Below are 17959 nucleotides of genomic sequence, written 5' to 3' on the forward strand. Positions count from 1 at the left end.
ATGCGCAGTGACATGTCTGCTGAATACAGCCCCATTTTTCCGGCTTTCAGTGTCGATGCTTGGTCTCGTTTGGTGGATGAGCATGAAACAATTACTCGCCTAGTTTGGTTCGCGTTTTGCTGGAGATCGAAGTACCTCATGAGGCGCTTACTTACTTTATTAATTTTGTTCACACCGGTTGCCTTTTCCGCGGAACGTATTTGGCTGTCTGACTTAGACGGTAGCCGTTGGCACTTTGATGGTAATGAGAGTCGTTGTGAACTTACGCACCAGATTAATGGTTTTGGTTCTGTTCAAATCATTGCTTCGCCAGATGAAGCCATTAGCGTGCACGTACAACCAAAGTCTGGCAGCCAGATTGAGAAGTTGGTGTCGGTCGAATCGATCCCACCACCTTGGCATGTCGATGTATTGAGTACATTTGAATACACCGGCGAAGTGGATGTGCGGCTTGATGGTGGTGTGACACTAAAAAAAGCGCAGTCGCTTTATGACACACTTGCTGGTGGTGATTGGCTTTGGATTAGTGTTAAAGGCCAGCAAAACCAAATTCACAGCCTTCAAGTACCGAATGTGCATTTTCCTAGTGCATCTGAAAAATTCAATGCGTGCCGCGCGAACATGCTGCCAATCAGCTACGCCTCGGCGCGTAATACCACGATTCACTTTGAGCGTGACGAATACCAAATCGGACTCGACGAAATGGAAGACTTGTCGTTGATTGCCGAACTGCTTGCCAATGACAAAGCGATAACCCGGGTGTTGGTTGATGGCTATGCCAACGATGCAAAAGGCAGCGTGGCGAACCTGCGACTTGCTCAAGCTCGCGCAGAAGAAGTCGGTTCCGTTTTAGCGGAAGCGGGTGTGCCTTTGGCAAAAATGGAATTTCGCTGGCACGGTGATAGATACCTTGTTGCCGACGATACAGAAAAAAATAAACAGAATAAAAATCGGTACGTTTCTGTACGTTTAATTAAGAAGGCCGTGTCGGGTAAATCATGAAACAAAAATGGCAAATACTGATGCTTCAGTGCCGACATGTTCAGCACTCTCCGCGTTTGGCGACGCAACATGTGGACTACGAATTGACTCAGACGCAGAGCTGGGATGAATTCGCCGCCACACTGCAGTCAGCCAAATGGGATATGGTGCTGATCCCAAGCCAATATGCGCAGGGTGTTGATGCTGCTGAGTTGCTTGGGCATCGTGTACTTAAGCAATTTGGTGGGCCAGTTGTTGTGGTTGCTATGGCCGATCAGGCCAGCTCAGTGTCTCGTGCCATGCAACACGGCGCGGTCGATTACTTGCTGGCTCCGTTCGAATCTTTCCACCTGTCGCAGCTAGTGAATCGATTGAAAACCATCGGACACGGCAATAGCGATGTGGTGACCGAATCTGCACACAACCGCCAATTGTTTCAAATGGCTCAACGCGTGGCACAAACAGATGCCTCTGTGTTGATCAACGGTGAAAGTGGCACGGGTAAAGAAGTGCTCGCGCGATTTATTCACAATGCCTCACCACGAGCCAATGGCCCTTTTGTTGCGATTAACTGTGCAGCACTACCAGAGAGCATGATTGAGTCCATATTATTCGGTCACGCCAAAGGCGCATTTACGGGCGCGATACAGTCTCATCCCGGTAAATTGGAAGTCGCGAACCAAGGCTCTTTGCTGCTTGATGAAATCGGTGAGCTGCCTTTGGCAATGCAAACGAAATTGCTGCGTGTCTTGCAAGAGCGAGAAGTTGAGCGTTTAGGCTGCAATAAGAAGATCAAACTCGATATCCGCGTGTTGGCTGCAACCAATTTGGATCTGGAAGTGGCAGTGGCAGAAGGGCGCTTTCGGTCAGATTTGTACTACCGACTGAACGTATTCCCGCTGCAATGTGCGCCGCTGAGAGAGCGCAAGCAGGATATCTTGCCGTTAGCGAGCAACATGATTAAGCGTTATGTGCCGGATTATCACGAGTCTATTGGCTTTTCGAGTGACGCCAAGCAGTTGCTGGAAACCTACCCATGGCCGGGCAATGTTCGTGAACTGGAGAACGTGATTCAGCGTGCGATGGTGCTTAGCCGTGGCTGCGTGATCCGTGCAGAAGACTTGATGCTGCCAGGGGCATTCGCCATGTCTGATCTGCCTGAACTGGACGCAGTGGTTGTAGATACCCCTGCGCCGATAGAGCCTAATCGCCAGCGTATGACGAACGACAAACCCAGTTTGAGAAAAAGCCGAAAACTGGCGGAGTTCGATACCATTATCGACACGCTACGTCGGTTCGATGGGCATCGCAGTAAATCGGCAGAAGAGCTCGGTGTGAGCACACGAGCGCTTCGCTACAAAATTCAAACCATGCGTGAAAACGGGTGGGACATTGAACAAATCTTAGCTCATGGCCCGAACGATTTGGCTGAGCCTTCATTCCACTATTAGGGTCAACAGACCCTAGACAGTACCAACCCTCGTAGAGAATGCTGAAATGCAAAATGACCTAATGGGCTTAGACAGTGTTCTGAGCCAAATCAGTGATGTTCGCCAAAGCGTGACGGACATGAACGCGATTTCAATTGCACCAAATCCACTGAGCAATGGTGCTGTGGGCCAAGTTTCTTTCACCGATATTATCTCTAACGCGATTCGCAATGTAGACAGTCAAGGTCAGGAAGCATCGCAAAAAATGACCGCTGTCGACACCGGTCAAAGCGATGATTTGGTCGGCGCGATGATTGCCAGTCAGAAAGCGAGCCTATCGTTTACCGCCATGGTACAGGTGAGAAATAGCGTCATGATGGCGTACGACGACGTCATGAAAATGCCGGTTTAATGGGTGGGATCGGTGACCAATTTTTTGAAAAACAAAATGACCCTGCTTAACGGCACAGTCACGCCTCAGCGTGTGCTCGGTGGTACACGTTTTGTTGCTTTGCTGAGTATTATTGCTGTCGCGGTTGCCGTGGCAGTGGTGCTTGGTTTGTGGCAAGGCGGAGAATATCGTCCACTGTATGGCGAGCAAGAACAATACGATCGCAATCAGGTGATTGCCGCACTTGAACAGAACCGTTTTGATTACTATGTCGAGCCGCAAAAAGGCAACATCATGGTAGAGCGTGCCCAGATCGCGAAGGCGCGTATTGCCATGGCGGCGGCAGGTATCGAAGCGGCAAAACCGACAGGGCTCGAAATCCTGACGCAAGACTCTGCGCTCGGCACCAGCCAGTTTGTGGAAAATGCCCGTTACCGTCATGGTCTTGAAGGTGAACTTGCTCGTTCAATCATGACGCTTGAAGGCATCAGCAATGCACGTGTGCATTTGGCGATTCCTAAGCAAACCCTCTTTGTTGGACGTAACAAAGATCTGCCTTCCGCATCGGTCGTGGTGGTGTTGATGCCGGGACGTGAGCTTCATGGTGACAACATTTCAGCCATCGTGAATTTGGTTGCGGGCAGCGTGTCGGACTTGCAAGCCGAACGCGTTAACGTGATTGACCAACACGGCAACCTGTTGTCGAACCAAATTGGTAACGGCGCTGGCCTCAGCAGCCAAGGTAATAGCCAACACCTGAGCTATATCCAAAAGCTAGAAGGTGAGTACGTTGAGAGTGCAGCGAAAATGCTGCGTCCAATGGTTGGCCTCAATAACTTCCAAGTGGAAGTGGCTGCCAATGTGAATTTCGACCGTATTGAGTCCACCGAAGAAACCTACGCACCGCAAGGCACAGTGAGAAACGAATACAACTCGTTTGATAGCGACAGCCAGAAAGACGCCGCAGGTGTACCGGGCGCACTCAGTAACCGTCCACCGGAAGAAGATGGCGAAGCCGAAGATAACCTCGTGAAAAACCGTGGTGAGTCATCGACGGACTACGCCATTGACCGCACGTTAAAGCACATCAAATACCAGCAAGGCACCATCGAGCGCGTTAGTGTTTCTGTGTTGCTTAATGGCGAACCGGATCGTTTTACCGCTGCGCAGCAAGACAATATTCGCGTGATGCTATCGGATGCGTTGGGATTAGATGAAGCGCGAGGCGACAAACTGAGTTTGTTCGTCCACCCGTTTAATACCGAAGCCCCAACCTTACTGACCTCGACACCGGAATGGTGGATGGAAAGCATCTGGCTGGACTACTTGCGCTATATCCTTTCCGCGATTGTTGCCTTGGTGATATTGCTGGTGATCATTCGCCCGGCTATCCGTGCGCTGTCGGGAACTCCTTCACGAAAAGAGCAGCGTAACCTTAACGTTGACGCCAATAACGACGTGCAAGGATTACCGCCAACCGCGACTGCGCTAGAGCGTACAAACACAGCGGCGCCAGCATTGGCGGCAGAAAATGAAGGGGTTGTTGAGGTGATCACGCCCGCAGCAGCCGTGAAAGAATTGCCAGACTTACCGACGCCGGAAACGGGGTTAGAAGTCCAATCATCATATTTGCAAATGCTCTCTGAGCGCGAGCCTGAGCGCGTCGCTCATGTTGTAAAACAGTGGATCACACCGAAAAATGCAGACAGTTGAACTTAACGCCGGCATAGAGCATGCCGCTATCCTATTGCTCAGTATGGGAGAAGAAGCTGCCGCGAACGTGTTGAAACAACTCGATCGTGAACAGGTTCGTCAACTGACCATGGCAATGGCCAGTTTGCCTGCGCTGAAAAACGACGAAGTGTCACAGGTGTATGGCCGTTTCTTTAACGACTTTAAATCTGAATCCGGCATTTCAGGCGCATCTCGCGCCTACTTAGAACGCACGCTGAACAAAGCACTGGGGCGTTCATTGTCCCAACCGCTGTTGAACTCGATTTATGGCGACACGCTCAAGCAGAACTTGCAGTCTTTGCAGTGGTTAGAGCCTGCAAAAATCGCGGAATTGATCAGTAGCGAGCACCCGCAGATGCAAGCCGTGTTCTTGGCCTACCTTGACCCAGAGATTGCGTCAGAAGTCTTGATGCGTTTGCCAGAAGACAGCATGGACGATCTGTTGTACCGCGTAGCCAACCTAAGCGAAATCCATCCAAGTATGATGGAAGAAGTGCAGGTGCTGATTAATCGCTTCCTCGATCAGCCGACGCACCAAAACAGCACGCCAATCGACGGTACCGATCAAGCCACGGCGATCATCAACCGTCTGCAGCCTGCGCAAAGCATGAAAGTGCTGAAAGGATTGAAAGAGCACGACCCTGAGTTGGTTGAGCGCCTTGAAAGCAAGATGTACAACTTCAGTATTCTTGAGCAGCAAAGCGAAGAGACGCTGGAGCGACTCATTCAAGACATTGACCAAGACACCTTGGCTATCGCACTTAAAGGTGCAAGCCCAGAGCTGATGGACAAAGTTTTTGCCACCATGCCAAAACGTGCTGCGCAATACTTGCGTGAAGCGATTGAAGGAAAAGGCCGCGTGCGTATCAGTGCGGTGGAAGAAGCCAGAAAAGAAATGGTTGCCTTACTTCGCCAGCTCAGTGAGTCCGGTGACGTTGAGTTGCAACTTTTCAGTGAGCCAGTAATGGAATAACCATGAAAAAAAATAGCCCACTGATCCTGCACCCACAACTGGGTCAATTTCGAAACTATCACTTTCCGCCTTTAATGGGGTCAGATGATGACATGTTCGCCGAAGAAGGCACAAGTTATCAGGATGACTACCAAAATGGTTTTGACGATGGTCAGCAAAAAGGCCATGAGCAAGGCTATCAGGAAGGTTTGTCGCAAGGCATCGAAGCGGGTACGCAGCAAGGTCTACTCGAAGGTAGACAGCAAGGCGTCCAGCAAGGTGTTGAACAAGTGCGCGGGCACATGAGTGGCTCTGTTGCAGCGGTAGACCAACTGACCAAGCAGATTGAAACCCTTTTTCATCAGCATGTTCGCGACCAAAGCGAAATGATCTGCGATTTGGTGCAGAAGGTGGCTCGTCAGGTGATTCGTGCCGAGCTAACTCTTCAGCCAGGTCAAATGTTGCGACTGATTGAAGAGACCTTGGCACAAATCCCAGAGCAGAAAAGTCAGATCACCGTGTTCTTGAACCCGAGTGATTGCCAGCGTTTGATTGAGCTAATGCCAGATGCAGTGTCTGGTTGGGAGTTACGACAAGACGAGTCACTGGCAACCGGCAGTTGCCGCGTGATCAGTGAAGATGCAGAAGCCATCGCCGACACCGAAGAGCGATTGGATGCCTGCATGGATGCGGTGCGTGAGAGCTTGATGGCCGATGCGTGATTTTGCTTCTGAACTCACGGCGCGTTTAACCACTGCCAGCCAACACATTCCAGACATTCCGGTGGCGCGCAGCTATGGGCGCTTAGTCAGAATGGCTGGCCTTACTATGGAAGCGGTAGGGTGTCGTTTGTGTACCGGTCAGCGTTGTTTGGTGGAAACCGATCACGGTGATTTGGTGGAAGCGGAAGTCGTCGGGTTCGATCGCCACGCCACCGTGTTAATGCCCATTCGGCACACCACGGGGTTGCGCCCGGGAAGCCGTGTGTTGCCATTGCACGGTGACAGCAAAATTCAAGTTGGCCCAAATATGTTGGGGCGTGTTCTCAATGGGTTGGGCGAACCGCTAGACAGCTTAGGACCGCTTTATTGCGAGCAGCGCGTTCCTTTGCAAGGGGAGAGCATCAACCCGCTCAAACGCCAGCCTATTTCTGAGCAGCTCGATGTGGGCGTTCGCGCCATCAATAGCATGCTCTGCGTGGGTAAAGGTCAGCGGTTAGGCTTGTTTGCAGGTTCAGGCGTCGGCAAGAGTGTGTTGCTGGGTATGATGACCCGCAACACCACCGCACAAATTACGGTTGTCGGTTTGATTGGTGAGCGTGGCCGAGAGGTGCGTGAATTTATCGAGCATTCGTTGGGCGAAGAAGGCATGCGCAATGCCGTGGTGATTGCCTCGCCAGCGGATGATTCACCGCTGATGCGACTTCGCGCTTCTGTTCTTTGCCATCGCATCGCTGAATACTTTCGCGATCAGGGTAAAGATGTCCTATTGCTGATGGACTCGCTGACGCGATACGCACAAGCCCAGCGTGAAATCGCGTTGGCTGTCGGCGAACCGCCAGCCACCAAAGGCTATCCGCCTTCAGTCTTTAGTCTGTTGCCTCAGCTTGTCGAGCGAGCCGGTAATGGCGCGAAAGACAGTGGCTCTATCACCGCGTTTTATACGGTTTTATCCGAAGGTGACGATCAGCAAGACCCTATCGCCGATGCAGCGCGTGCGATTTTGGATGGTCACATTGTTTTGAATCGTGAATTGGCAGAGCAGGGACACTATCCCGCTATCGACATTGAACAGTCGATCAGCCGAGCCATGCCGCAAATTGTGTCGCCCGATCATCTCAGACGCGCACAAAGGGTGAAGCAACTGTACGCCCGATACCGTCAGGTTCAGGAGCTCATTTCACTTGGGGGTTATCAGCCGGGGTCGGATCGCACGCTCGATTTGGCGGTACAGGCATATCCTTCTATTTGTCAGTTTCTTCAGCAGACCATGAGCGAGAAAGTCACCCTCAATGACAGCCTTGGACAAATCATGCAATTACCGGGTGTAGAGTAATTATGCGACGTATTGCTGCCGTCTCAGGCTATCGCGATCAGCAACAAAAGCGATTGGACGATTTGAAAGCCCAAGCGGGAAATGCCACTCGTACTCACTTGGCGCATCAAGAACGTTTCGAACTGCTAGAAGGGTTGAAGACCCAATATGGGTTTTCAACGGGCAATCAGGTGTCGGCCATTTTAATGAAAGGCACGGTGCGTTTTCGCGGACAGCTAGAAAGTTTGAGCGTGATGCAAAAGCAAGAGATGGCGCTATCTGAAATCGAGCTTCGCAGCGTCAATGAGCGCGTGGTCTCTCAGCATCGACAAGTAAAGATGTGCGAGAAAGTGATTGAAAAGCGTCTTACCGCCATCAATCAAAAGAAAGCCAAAAGCGAGCAGAAGATGATGGATGAGCTGGCCATGCAGGCGAGTTTTCGTCGTCGTTTGTGTCGCTAACGGTTGCTAACTGGATATCAGAGAGCGGATAAGTCCACTCTCTAAGGCGTGATCTGATTTCAAAAGCGAGTGCGGTTGAAAATTAGAGATTGGGCGCGTAGCTAAATGCGTTTTCAGGTTTTAGCAGTTTGTCAAAAATCTGCTTTTGTTGAGCCAGTAAACGACCATTGGCGTTGTTCTGCTCTTGGCAGCGTTTTGCCAGATCGTAAATGCTCTGCCAGTGAGTCAAACCTTGTCGACCATAGGCTTCAGGCAATGCTGCCAATACCTTCCTCATTCCCGCGTCATCGGCGGATACACCCAGCAATTCAAGACACTTCACTCTGCGCTGTGCGCGTGAATTTAGCGAATCCATCAAGGGCTGAACGCGGGCATTAATGGTATTGAGTGACTGACTTTCTCGACGGTTCAAGAAGGTATGTTGCTGCGACAGCAGAGATTCAAGATCTGCATATTGCGCAGCGTCGTTTGCCAGATCAGACAATAGGTTTTTCACAAGGGTAGTGCGATCGGTCATGATTTACGTCGAGCCTGAGAATGTGGTTGATGAAGCTTTGTCGCCATGGCGACACGACGTGATTGCGTTATTTATTGCGCGTTACCTGTCGTGTTACTTAGATGGCGAGTAATACTCAACGATGCTGTCGGCTAGGTTGTCTAGGTTCACGTCGAGGTTGCCGCTTTTCAGCATGGCTTTCATTGCTGCCACTTTATCCATATCAACGTCAGAAGATTGTTTCATCGATTCTTTCGCTGCGTTCAAGGTGCGCATATCCGCGCTTAGCTCAACATTCGAAGGCTGTTTGGCTGGCGTTTTTTCTGCGCCAACGGTATTTGTTTCACGCACATAGCTTGTGGACTGTGTGAATCCAATGTTTCCGATCATCGCCCAATACCCAAATAATCTGTGTTCTGATAATAACAAGACGACCACATTTGTTGAGAACTTAAGTCAAAAAATGAAAAATTGTGGTCGCGGCAGATCAAAACGTGGTGGAGACGGTACCGGGCGCAGAAACCGTAGCCTGAATCTCTTTCTCTGAGGTGATGTTTTTCACCCGAATGGTGTCGCCCTCACTGCCACTTTCCAAAGCAATGCCCTTCATTCGGGCGAGCATATTATCGCGTCGTGCTTCAATAATCACCACATCATCGCGCTTCACCCACTCAGGCATTTCCACCAAGCGGGGAGTGAGCACACGCCCTGCAGACACGTTTCTGCTCACCACCTTGCCAATAAGTTTTTTCTTTTCAGTGAAGTAACTGTATCGAACGTAGGCGATGTTGACGGCTTTTGAGCTTAAATCGCCCCCTTGAATACTTTGTCCACGTTTTAGCGGTTTTTTCGCCACCACCATATCAACCGTCACAGCCGATTGGGCTTTGACACGCGTTTTCCAATAACGGGGCTGTTCGCAGATGAGTGTGAGTGTCATGCGCCCCACTGGCCTGCTTGGGTCGCTCAGTTCCATTTTCACAGGGGTGTCGCACACACCAGGGATCTTAAATTCATCCACCGTGACATCAACGGAATGACTGTTTATCGAGCGTGCAAACGCGTTGACTGACCGCTCAATGTAAGCGACCACCTCCTCGCGACTTAGCATTGATGCGTTGGCCTGTGCCACGGGCGCTGCTAACAACACACCAAGGAGTGCCCAACTGCACAGAAAATGCAGGAGGAAGCGTTGCTTCCGCTTAGGGGCGGGCTCCTGTGCGATCTGTTCGTAACTCATTGAAAAATTAGCCTCAAATTGTTTGGCACGATAAATGCTTAATGGCAGAGAATTTATATTGTGTGACGGACAACATGGCCATCGATTTTGAACAAGCGTTAGGGGTTCACCCGAGTGCTTTAGCGTTTAGAACTGAACGCGCAAAGGTCATCGCCGGCAACTTAGCGAATGCCGATACCCCTCACTTCAAAGCGCGTGATATTAGCTTTGAAAATGCGATGGATAGCGTGGCGAGTCAAGCGCGAGCGAAGCACATGCAACGTCGCAGCATATCGCAACACCACGAGATGCTTTATCGCAACCCGATGCAGCCCTCGCAAGATGGTAACACGGTGGAACTGGGTATCGAACAAGCGAAGTTTGCTGAAAATGCCATGGCATTTGAGACCAGCATGACGTTTTTAAACATGAAGTTTAGCGGATTACGATCTGCGATTAAGGGGCAGTAATAAAGCATGTCTTTTTCAAGCATTTATGAAATCGCAGGCTCTGCGATGACCGCTCAAACCGTACGCCTTAACGCGGTGGCGAGTAATCTCGCGAATGCGGATGTGGTGTCAGGCTCTGAGCAAAATGGTTACCGTGCAAAACGTCCGGTTTTCGAAACCGTGATGATCGAATCAGACAGCGGCACACAAGGCGCGATGGTACGAATCAAAGACGTCGAAGAGAGCACTGAACCTTTGCAACGTCGCTATGAGCCGAATCACCCGCAGGCAAATCAAGAAGGGTATGTGTTCTTTTCACAAGTGAACCCGATTGAAGAAATGGCCGACATGATGTCTGCATCACGCAATTTTGAAACCAACGTCGATGTGATGACGCGTGCACGAAGCATGCAGCAAAGCATTCTGCGCCTTGGACAGACGAGCTAGGAGCCGGAATGAGCTTAGCACAAGTAAGATCGGAAGCGATGTACAACGCTCCGGGCGTAGCAAGTGAAGCGCAAGTGGGTGCCAATGGCGTTAACCCAACGGGTAACGACTTCCTCACCATGATGGTGGCACAGATCCAAAACCAGAACCCATTGAACCCGACAGACGGCACGGAATACCTGACCCAGTTGGGCATGATGTCAGCGGTTGAAAGTTTGGAAGGCGTGAAAGCTGGTTTAGGCAACTTGAACATCGGTATGACCAACGTTGAGATGCTTCAAGCCACCAACCTTGTTGGCAAGAAAGTGCTGATGGACGTGAACAACGGCCTTGAGCTGAAAGAGAACCAAGTGGTTGAAGGCCGCGTGCAGTTCGATGAAGCCGTAGACAGCGCAAAAGTGGTGATCTACGACGACAAAGGCAAAGTTGTTGACGAAATTAAACTGGGCGCACAGCCAGCCGGTCTTGCTGAGTTCGAGATTTCAGCGGAAGAGCTTGGCGCAGGCGAGTTTCATTTTGAAGTTGTGAGCGAGACCGGCGATGACGCGGGCACACACAGCGTGATGATTGCGGCGGAAGTCGAATCAGTGAATATCCCTTCTGGTGGCGGCGCGATCATGCTGAGCCTGAAAGGCATTGGAAAAATGTCGATGTACGACATGCGTGAAATTACGGCCTAACGGTTGAATAAAGGATCTTAAATAAATGTCTATCAATATCGGATTAAGTGGCCTTCGCGCAACTTCAGACCAAATCAATGCCATCAGCCACAACATTTCCAACGTTGGCACCATTGGCTACAAAGCATCACGTACCGAGTTTCAAGATGTTTACGCACCGCAGTTTGGTGGCGGCGAAATGGGTGGTGTCGAAACCAGCGCCATTCGTCAAAGCTTTACCAGCGGCGCAACAACAGCAACAGGCCGCAACAGTGACCTTGCGATTAACGGTGAAGGCTTCTTCATGGTTCAGAACAATGGTCAGCAAATGTATTCGCGTAACGGCGTATTCAACTTGGATGCCGATGGCTACCTAGTCACGTCGGATGGCTACCGTTTGCAAGGTTTCGGCGTATCGCAAACAGGCGATATCCAAAACGGTTCATTGACCGATCTGCAAATCTCAACCGCAGACATGGCAGCAAAAGTGACGTCAAAAGTGTCACTGGGCGTGAACTTGGATGCGGGCGCAACCGTGGTTGATACAACGGCGACGCCGTTCGACAAAGATGACCCATCATCGTTTACTTTCAGCGCGACCACCACCGTATTCGATTCACTGGGCGGCGAGCACGAAGTAACCCAATACTACGTGAAAACCGACGACAACAAATGGACCACGCATTACTTGGTGGATGGCGATGCCGCGCCTACCGAGAGCGCTAACTTAGAGTTTGACGCCAATGGTGAGCTAACCAAACCAACCGAGCCAGTGTCGTTGACGTTTACACCAAGCAACGGCTCAGCAGAAATGACGCTGAAAATGGACGTGGCTGATTTCACCCAATTTGGTAGTGAGTTCTCTATCAACGAGAACAAACAAGATGGTTATGCACCCGGCAAGCTAGCGGGTTGGTACTTCGACCAAGACGGTTCGGTATTCGCGCGTTACTCAAACGGTAAAACACAGGTTCAAGGCCAATTGGTGCTGGCACGCTTTGCTAACCAAGAAGGTCTGCAGCAAGCAGGCGGTACACGTTGGACGGAGAGTTTCTCTTCCGGCTCTGCGTTGTATGGGCAGCCTGGTACGGGTCAATTTGGTGCGCTGCGTACGGGTATGTACGAAGGCTCTAACGTGGATCTAACGGGCGAAATGGTGTCTTTGATGTCTGCGCAAAGTAACTATCAAGCTAACGCCAAAACCATTCAGGCTAACCAAGAAATGGTTCAGATCCTGTTCCAGAACCTGTAACGGGCTAAACCATGGATAAGATGCTTTTTACCGCGGTATCGGGTGCGACACGCGTGATGATGTCGCAACAGGTACACGCCAATAACCTTGCCAACGTGAGCACGGACGGCTTCCGCACGGATATCGAACAGGCGCAGAGCGTTGAGGTGACTGGTCAGGGTTATCAGACTCGCACCTTGGTTGCCGCACGCGATGGCGGCACTGACTTCTCGGTTGGTGCGCTAAAGCACACCGATAACCCGTTGGATGTTGCGATTCGTGGCGACGGCTTCTTTGCCGTTCAAGCGGGCGAAGACGATGAAGCCTACACCCGTGCTGGCTCGTTTCACCTGAATGAGAACGGTGAGTTGCTGCTGGGTGATCGCCCCGTGATTGGCGACGGTGGTCAGATCGTGATTCCTGAGCATGAAAAACTGACTATCGGCTCTGACGGTACCATTTCCGTGGTCACTGCAGGTGCTACTGCAGTGCAGGAAATCGGTCGCCTCAAGCTCATCAAGCCGGATCACGCGCAGCTACGCAAGTCCGATGATGGCCTTTTCCGTATGCGAGGCGGAGAGCCTGCAGCCATGGATGAAACTGTCACCGTGGCGTCAGGTTATGTAGAAAGCAGCAACGTTAACGCCATTGATGCCTTGGTCAACAATATCGCGTTGTCCCGAAATTTTGAGTTCCAGGTCAAGATGATGAAAGCCGCTGAGGATCTTGCCTCTACCGGTAATCGCGTTGTCCGTGGTAACTGATCCTCGTAAGAAGAGAGATTCACTTTATGCACGCAGCACTGTGGGTAAGCAAAACGGGTCTTGCCGCGCAAGACACCCAAATGCAGGTTATTTCGAACAACCTAGCGAACGTTAACACGGTTGGCTTTAAGCAAGATCGTGTGGTGTTTGAAGACTTGTTCTACCAAACCCAAAAGCAACCAGGTTCGTTGACGGACCAACAAAACGAAGCGCCGGGCGGCCTTCAGCTAGGTAATGGTGTTCGCACCGTGGGTACGCAAAAGCTGATGCGCAGCGGTTCGTACCAAAACACCCAGCAAGCGACTGACATGGCGATCATGGGCGGCGGTTTTTTCCAAATCGAAATGCCAGATGGCACCACTGCGTTTACGCGTAACGGTCAATTCCACCGTAACAGCGAAGGCATGATGGTCACCGCCGCGGGCTTACCTTTGATGCCCAACGTGGAAATTCCAGAGAACGCGCTGAACTTTTCCGTGGGTAAAGACGGCATTGTGAACGTGACCATTCCCGGTGACGCTGAGCCACAAGAGCTGGGTCAATTGACGCTAGCAAACTTTACCAACCCAGCGGGTTTGGAAGGTTTGGGCGGCAACTTGTTCCGTGAAACGGGTGCGTCAGGTGCACCGATTGAAGGTGTGCCGGGTGAAGACGGTTTGGGCTACCTCAGCCAGTTCAGCCTTGAAGGTTCAAACGTGAGTGTCGTGGAAGAAATGGTCAATATGATCACCACGCAACGTGCTTACGAAATGAATGCCAAAGTGGTTTCAAGCGCCGATCAAATGCTGAAATTTGTCAGCCAATCAATGTAATCAATAAGGGTCGGTAGGTGAATAAATCGTCCGTGAGCCTGTCTCATCAAGGTCATTATCAACGTCACTATCAACATAGTAAGATCGTGAACGTGTTTCGACTGTTTGCTGCACTTCTTTGTGCAGTATTGGTCGGGTGTGCGCCTGTTTCCTCGGTGGTTGACCGTCAACCGGAAGAGATTGTTCCGCCAATGGAAATGCCGGAATACATTGCCGACCCAGATGGCGGCCTGTTCAGCGCCAATTATGCGATGGCGCTGTTTCAAGATCGCCGTGCGTTTCGTGTGGGTGACATTCTGACCATCACGCTTGATGAACAAACCCGCTCGAGCAAAAAAGCGGGCACCAGTTTTGATAAGAGCAGTGATGTGTCGATTGGCGTTCCCACCTTGTTTGGTAAGACATACCCGAAGGGCCAAGTGGGCATGAACGGTGAGCGTGATTTTGATGGCGCGTCATCCAGTTCACAGCAAAACTCCCTGTCGGGCAGCATTACCGTGATGGTTAACGACGTGATGCCTAATGGTGTGCTGCGTATTCGCGGTGAAAAATGGCTGCGCCTGAATCAGGGGGATGAATATATTCGTCTGTCTGGCCTTATCCGTGTGGATGACATTGATGGAAACAACCAAGTTTCTTCTCAGCGTTTAGGCGATGCTCGTATTACATACTCTGGCCGTGGTGCGTTGGCTGACGCCAATGAAGCGGGTTGGCTCACGCGATTCTTCAACAGTTCATGGTTCCCAATTTAATGACTCCCAATCTAAAGACTCTTGGAGTACGACACGCGTTTGTGCGTCTGATGCATGTCAATGCGGCTGTCTTTTTCACACTGCTGACGGCAACGCTGTCTACCGCCATGCTGTCTACCGACGCCATGGCGCGTCCGTTGTTGAGTATTGCCGATATCAAAGGTATTCGTGAAAACCAGCTGGTGGGCTATGGCCTAGTCGTGGGTTTAAGCGGCACGGGTGATAAAAGCCAAACCAAATTTACCCAGCAGTCGGTGAAGAACATGTTGAGTCAGTTTGGTGTTCAGCTGCCTGCAGGCGCGGATCCGAAACTGAAAAACGTCGCGGCGGTTGCCGTCAGTGCAACCTTGCCATCGCTTGGGGGCAAAGGGCAGGTCATGGATGTGACCGTCGCCTCGATTGGTGACGCAAAAAGCCTGCGCGGCGGTACCTTGCTGCTGACCCCACTGAAAGGGGCCGATGGTCAAATCTATGCCATGGCGCAGGGCAACCTTGTGGTTGGCGGCGTGAAAGCCGAAGGTAATAGCGGTTCAGGCATTACCATCAACATTCCTACCGCAGGTTTGATCCCTAACGGTGCGATCATCGAGCGAGAAGTGCACTCCACGTTTGCGACCGAACAAGACATCGTCCTGAACCTGAAAAAGCCGAATTTCAATACCGCCCGTAACATTGAAAAAGCCATCAACAATGTCTTTGGCCCTGAAGTGGCGTTGGCTGAAAGCCATGCGCGTATTCGTGTGCGAGCGCCGCAAGATGGCAGCCAGCGCGTCACGTTTCTCGCCATGCTGGAAGAGCTCGACATCGAAGAAAACAATCGCCGCGACCGCATCGTCTTCAATGCGCGTACTGGCACGATTGTGGTGGGCAAAGACGTTCACATTCACTCTGCCGCTGTCAGCCACGGCAACTTGACCGTTAGCGTGATGGAAAACTTCAACGTGAGCCAGCCGAATGCGTTTGGCAGAGGCGACACCATGGTGACGCCTGAAACGCAGGTCTCGGTGGACGAAGAAAAAGGCAAAGTCTTCATTTGGCCTGAAAGTAAACAAGGCGCGTCACTGCACACCTTGGTCGATGCAGTTAACAGCCTTGGCGCATCGCCAAGTGATTTGATGGCCATTCTGATCGCGCTGGACGAAGCGGGTGCATTGGACGGCGAGTTGGTGATTTTGTAATGAAGATTCAAGAGCAAGATACGCAGCGTTTATATAACGACACGCATGAGCTGCAGAACATCAAAGGCAACCCAGACAAAGACGCCGCCTTGAAAATGGCGTCGGGCGAGTTCGAATCGCTGTTTTTGCAGACCGTGTTAAAGCACATGCGTCAGGCATCGGATGCGCTGCAAGACGAAGAAGATGGCTTTCTCAATAGTCGTCAGCAAAAGTTCTACCGCGAAATGTTTGATGGTCAGTTAGCCGTTGAAATGGGCCAACAGCAGAGCCTTGGCATTGCCGACATGTTGGTGCGTCAGTTAGGGCAAAAAAATGAATTTAAGCCCGAAGCAGAAATGGTCGCTATGAATAACCATAGCACGAGAGAAAACCAGAACGCGTTTACGATCGACCCCATTGACGCGGCCTTATCGTCTTGTCCAACAGCGGCAAATAGCCGACCACATTGGATGACGGGAACGGCACCATTGTCGCAACATATGCAATTTAGCCGCGCAGCCACAACGGACACGTTGTCGCTTCAAGGTGCTGAATTGTCAGCTGAAAAAGATGACCTATGAGCTTATTTAATATTGGATTATCGGGACTGAATGCGGCCAACGCTGGCCTGTCCGTGACCGGTCACAACATTACCAATGCCATGACGCCAGGATACAGCCGTCAGCGCGTGGGCTTCGGCGCACAAATCAATGGCAACGGCATGGGTGGTGGCGTCATGGTGTCAGACGTCGAGCGAATGTCTGATACCTACCTGCATCTTCAAATTCACACCCAACGCAGTGGGTTTGGTTATAAGCAGGTCTCGACACAATATCTAAGCCAAACCGAAGGGTTGCTGAACAGCGACAATACCAGCATTAACATTGGCCTAGACCGCTTTTACGCCGCGCTGAGTGAAGCCTCTGCGCAGCCGCAAGACATTGCTTATCGTCAGACTATCGTGAGTCAAAACGAAGCCATGGTTGATCGCTTTAACAACCTCAGCAGCCAGCTGGAAAACCAGAAAAATCAGGTTGATGGTCAGTTAAATGCGGGCGCTAAAACCGCCAACACCTTGATGGCAAGCCTAGCGAGCCTTAACAAGAGCCTGCGTGAAGCGGGCGGCTCAGACGCAGAACGTTCATCCCTACTGGATGCGCGTGACAAAGCGCTGACTGAGCTGTCCTCCATGATGGACATCAGCACAACCTACAACACCGATGGCACTGTCGCGGTCTCTTTGGGCCAAGGTCAGCCATTGGTGAGCGGCACGACTGCCAGCAAGCTCACCACAAACCAAGATGGCGAATTATTGCTAGAGCGTGGCGATAGCAAGTTTGCCTTGAACCACAATGTGGGCGGCACTATCGGTGGTTTGGTGAATTACCGCGATGAGCACTTGAGCGATCTCGAGCATGAGCTCGACGTGATGGCATACAGCTTTGCGACGCAATTCAACGCGCAACACACCCAAGGTGTGGATCTGAATGGCAACCCAGGTAAACCTGTGTTTGGCGGTGTTGATCAAATTGAAGGCGCAGCCAAAAACCTTACCTTGCTGGTAACAGACCCGAAAGAGCTGGCATTTGCGGGTAACGGTACCGTTGATGAGCCGGGTAATAGTGACAACTTACAAGCGCTAATCGGCCTGAAAAATGCCGAAATCAACATTGATAAAACCACGCTATCAGCCGCCGATGCTGAGAAGTATGGCAACGCCATCGACAGTATCAACGGCAAATCACTCTACACCGCATATACCGGTTTGAGTGGCGATTGGGCGATTAAAACGTCGCAGTCGAAAACCGACATGACATCAGCAGAAAGTCAGTTGAAGCATGCAGAGAACGCTCGCGAAAGCATCAGTGGTGTGAACCTTGATGAAGAAGCGGTGAGTTTGATGCAGTTTACCCAAATGTATCAAGCCAACTCCAAGGTGATCTCCACAGCGCAGCAGCTGTTGGACATTACCATGAGCATGTTTAACTGA

The 17959-nt window shown here is 51.2% G+C and carries 21 protein-coding genes; 18 read left to right on the top strand and 3 right to left on the bottom strand.

What is annotated here, in order from left to right:
• Genes LRP50_RS10425 through LRP50_RS10460 form a run of 8 tightly spaced genes read left to right on the top strand, consistent with a single transcriptional unit; the run spans nucleotide 1 to nucleotide 7983 of the window.
• A complete protein-coding gene (locus LRP50_RS10425) occupies nucleotides 1–1002 on the top strand; it encodes an OmpA family protein (protein WP_274164400.1) in 1002 nt (333 codons plus the stop codon).
• Nucleotides 999–2432 carry a sigma-54 dependent transcriptional regulator gene (locus LRP50_RS10430; RefSeq protein ID WP_274164401.1) on the top strand — a complete coding sequence of 478 codons (1434 nt, stop codon included), beginning with the start codon at nucleotides 999–1001 and terminating at the stop codon, nucleotides 2430–2432. The genes LRP50_RS10425 and LRP50_RS10430 overlap by 4 nt, the downstream gene beginning before the upstream one ends.
• A 46-nt stretch (nucleotides 2433–2478) precedes the next feature.
• Entirely contained in the window at nucleotides 2479–2823 is a 345-nt protein-coding gene (fliE, locus tag LRP50_RS10435; RefSeq protein WP_274164402.1) for a flagellar hook-basal body complex protein FliE, read from the top strand.
• A gap of 12 nt (nucleotides 2824–2835) precedes the next feature.
• Complete coding sequence (gene fliF / locus LRP50_RS10440; RefSeq protein WP_274164403.1) at nucleotides 2836–4515, top strand: flagellar basal-body MS-ring/collar protein FliF; 1680 nt, start codon at nucleotides 2836–2838, stop codon at nucleotides 4513–4515.
• Nucleotides 4502–5509, top strand: coding sequence for a flagellar motor switch protein FliG (gene fliG / locus LRP50_RS10445; protein ID WP_274164404.1), 1008 nt, complete (start codon nucleotides 4502–4504; stop codon nucleotides 5507–5509). Before fliF ends, fliG begins: the two co-directional genes overlap by 14 nt.
• A 2-nt stretch (nucleotides 5510–5511) precedes the next feature.
• Nucleotides 5512–6210 (top strand): flagellar assembly protein FliH, encoded by a 699-nt coding sequence (gene fliH, locus LRP50_RS10450; protein WP_274164405.1) that lies wholly within the window; start codon nucleotides 5512–5514, stop codon nucleotides 6208–6210.
• Nucleotides 6203–7543 carry a flagellar protein export ATPase FliI gene (gene fliI, locus LRP50_RS10455; protein ID WP_274164406.1) on the top strand — a complete coding sequence of 447 codons (1341 nt, stop codon included), beginning with the start codon at nucleotides 6203–6205 and terminating at the stop codon, nucleotides 7541–7543. Before fliH ends, fliI begins: the two co-directional genes overlap by 8 nt.
• Before the next feature lie 2 nt (nucleotides 7544–7545).
• Nucleotides 7546–7983 carry a flagellar export protein FliJ gene (locus LRP50_RS10460; RefSeq protein WP_274164407.1) on the top strand — a complete coding sequence of 146 codons (438 nt, stop codon included), beginning with the start codon at nucleotides 7546–7548 and terminating at the stop codon, nucleotides 7981–7983.
• A gap of 82 nt (nucleotides 7984–8065) precedes the next feature.
• Here LRP50_RS10460 and LRP50_RS10465 read toward each other — a convergent pair whose 3' ends face one another.
• The 3 genes from LRP50_RS10465 to flgA form a co-directional block, all read right to left on the bottom strand.
• Nucleotides 8066–8500 (bottom strand): flagella synthesis protein FlgN, encoded by a 435-nt coding sequence (locus LRP50_RS10465; RefSeq protein WP_274164408.1) that lies wholly within the window; start codon nucleotides 8498–8500, stop codon nucleotides 8066–8068.
• Between the two features lie 93 nt (nucleotides 8501–8593).
• Nucleotides 8594–8869, bottom strand: coding sequence for a flagellar biosynthesis anti-sigma factor FlgM (flgM, locus tag LRP50_RS10470; protein WP_274164409.1), 276 nt, complete (start codon nucleotides 8867–8869; stop codon nucleotides 8594–8596).
• Between the two features lie 97 nt (nucleotides 8870–8966).
• On the bottom strand, nucleotides 8967–9719 hold the full coding sequence (flgA, locus tag LRP50_RS10475) for a flagellar basal body P-ring formation chaperone FlgA (protein ID WP_274164410.1): 753 nt from the start codon (nucleotides 9717–9719) through the stop codon (nucleotides 8967–8969).
• Nucleotides 9720–9793: 74 nt separating this feature from the next.
• On the opposite strand from flgA, the gene flgB reads away from it, so the two are divergent.
• The 10 genes from flgB to flgK all read left to right on the top strand — a co-directional run bounded on the left by flgB (nucleotide 9794) and on the right by flgK (nucleotide 17959).
• A complete protein-coding gene (flgB, locus tag LRP50_RS10480) occupies nucleotides 9794–10168 on the top strand; it encodes a flagellar basal body rod protein FlgB (protein ID WP_274164494.1) in 375 nt (124 codons plus the stop codon).
• A 6-nt stretch (nucleotides 10169–10174) separates the two neighbouring features.
• Entirely contained in the window at nucleotides 10175–10594 is a 420-nt protein-coding gene (gene flgC / locus LRP50_RS10485) for a flagellar basal body rod protein FlgC (protein ID WP_274164411.1), read from the top strand.
• Between the two features lie 8 nt (nucleotides 10595–10602).
• Nucleotides 10603–11274: a flagellar hook assembly protein FlgD gene (locus tag LRP50_RS10490; protein ID WP_274164412.1), complete on the top strand. Its 672-nt coding sequence runs from the start codon at nucleotides 10603–10605 to the stop codon at nucleotides 11272–11274.
• Between the two features lie 25 nt (nucleotides 11275–11299).
• Nucleotides 11300–12505: a flagellar hook protein FlgE gene (gene flgE / locus LRP50_RS10495; protein WP_274164413.1), complete on the top strand. Its 1206-nt coding sequence runs from the start codon at nucleotides 11300–11302 to the stop codon at nucleotides 12503–12505.
• An 11-nt stretch (nucleotides 12506–12516) separates the two neighbouring features.
• Nucleotides 12517–13248 carry a flagellar basal body rod protein FlgF gene (locus LRP50_RS10500; RefSeq protein WP_274164414.1) on the top strand — a complete coding sequence of 244 codons (732 nt, stop codon included), beginning with the start codon at nucleotides 12517–12519 and terminating at the stop codon, nucleotides 13246–13248.
• Between the two features lie 26 nt (nucleotides 13249–13274).
• The gene (gene flgG, locus LRP50_RS10505) at nucleotides 13275–14060 is read left to right on the top strand and encodes a flagellar basal-body rod protein FlgG (RefSeq protein WP_274164415.1); all 786 of its coding nucleotides are present in this window, start codon (nucleotides 13275–13277) and stop codon (nucleotides 14058–14060) included.
• A gap of 86 nt (nucleotides 14061–14146) precedes the next feature.
• A complete protein-coding gene (flgH, locus tag LRP50_RS10510; protein WP_420791219.1) occupies nucleotides 14147–14812 on the top strand; it encodes a flagellar basal body L-ring protein FlgH in 666 nt (221 codons plus the stop codon).
• A gap of 107 nt (nucleotides 14813–14919) precedes the next feature.
• Nucleotides 14920–15990 (top strand): flagellar basal body P-ring protein FlgI, encoded by a 1071-nt coding sequence (locus LRP50_RS10515; protein WP_274164495.1) that lies wholly within the window; start codon nucleotides 14920–14922, stop codon nucleotides 15988–15990.
• A complete protein-coding gene (locus LRP50_RS10520) occupies nucleotides 15990–16550 on the top strand; it encodes a rod-binding protein (protein ID WP_274164417.1) in 561 nt (186 codons plus the stop codon). Before LRP50_RS10515 ends, LRP50_RS10520 begins: the two co-directional genes overlap by 1 nt.
• Entirely contained in the window at nucleotides 16547–17959 is a 1413-nt protein-coding gene (gene flgK / locus LRP50_RS10525; RefSeq protein WP_274164418.1) for a flagellar hook-associated protein FlgK, read from the top strand. Before LRP50_RS10520 ends, flgK begins: the two co-directional genes overlap by 4 nt.

Source organism: Enterovibrio gelatinilyticus, assembly GCF_028683095.1.
GTDB lineage: Bacteria > Pseudomonadota > Gammaproteobacteria > Enterobacterales > Vibrionaceae > Enterovibrio > Enterovibrio gelatinilyticus.

Excerpts from the sequence above, each read along its gene's own strand:
- fliG (WP_274164404.1), top strand. The coding sequence starts at position 4,502 with ATGCAGACAGTTGAACTTAACGCCGGCATAGAGCATGCCGCTATCCTA.
- fliE (WP_274164402.1), top strand. The coding sequence starts at position 2,479 with ATGCAAAATGACCTAATGGGCTTAGACAGTGTTCTGAGCCAAATCAGT.
- LRP50_RS10490 (WP_274164412.1), top strand. The coding sequence starts at position 10,603 with ATGAGCTTAGCACAAGTAAGATCGGAAGCGATGTACAACGCTCCGGGC.
- flgM (WP_274164409.1), bottom strand. The coding sequence starts at position 8,869 with ATGATCGGAAACATTGGATTCACACAGTCCACAAGCTATGTGCGTGAA.
- LRP50_RS10465 (WP_274164408.1), bottom strand. The coding sequence starts at position 8,500 with ATGACCGATCGCACTACCCTTGTGAAAAACCTATTGTCTGATCTGGCA.
- LRP50_RS10425 (WP_274164400.1), top strand. The coding sequence starts at position 1 with ATGCGCAGTGACATGTCTGCTGAATACAGCCCCATTTTTCCGGCTTTC.
- flgB (WP_274164494.1), top strand. The coding sequence starts at position 9,794 with ATGGCCATCGATTTTGAACAAGCGTTAGGGGTTCACCCGAGTGCTTTA.
- flgE (WP_274164413.1), top strand. The coding sequence starts at position 11,300 with ATGTCTATCAATATCGGATTAAGTGGCCTTCGCGCAACTTCAGACCAA.
- LRP50_RS10430 (WP_274164401.1), top strand. The coding sequence starts at position 999 with ATGAAACAAAAATGGCAAATACTGATGCTTCAGTGCCGACATGTTCAG.
- LRP50_RS10515 (WP_274164495.1), top strand. The coding sequence starts at position 14,920 with ATGCTGTCTACCGACGCCATGGCGCGTCCGTTGTTGAGTATTGCCGAT.
- LRP50_RS10520 (WP_274164417.1), top strand. The coding sequence starts at position 15,990 with ATGAAGATTCAAGAGCAAGATACGCAGCGTTTATATAACGACACGCAT.
- flgG (WP_274164415.1), top strand. The coding sequence starts at position 13,275 with ATGCACGCAGCACTGTGGGTAAGCAAAACGGGTCTTGCCGCGCAAGAC.
- fliH (WP_274164405.1), top strand. The coding sequence starts at position 5,512 with ATGAAAAAAAATAGCCCACTGATCCTGCACCCACAACTGGGTCAATTT.
- fliI (WP_274164406.1), top strand. The coding sequence starts at position 6,203 with ATGCGTGATTTTGCTTCTGAACTCACGGCGCGTTTAACCACTGCCAGC.
- flgK (WP_274164418.1), top strand. The coding sequence starts at position 16,547 with ATGAGCTTATTTAATATTGGATTATCGGGACTGAATGCGGCCAACGCT.
- LRP50_RS10500 (WP_274164414.1), top strand. The coding sequence starts at position 12,517 with ATGGATAAGATGCTTTTTACCGCGGTATCGGGTGCGACACGCGTGATG.
- flgA (WP_274164410.1), bottom strand. The coding sequence starts at position 9,719 with ATGAGTTACGAACAGATCGCACAGGAGCCCGCCCCTAAGCGGAAGCAA.
- LRP50_RS10460 (WP_274164407.1), top strand. The coding sequence starts at position 7,546 with ATGCGACGTATTGCTGCCGTCTCAGGCTATCGCGATCAGCAACAAAAG.
- flgC (WP_274164411.1), top strand. The coding sequence starts at position 10,175 with ATGTCTTTTTCAAGCATTTATGAAATCGCAGGCTCTGCGATGACCGCT.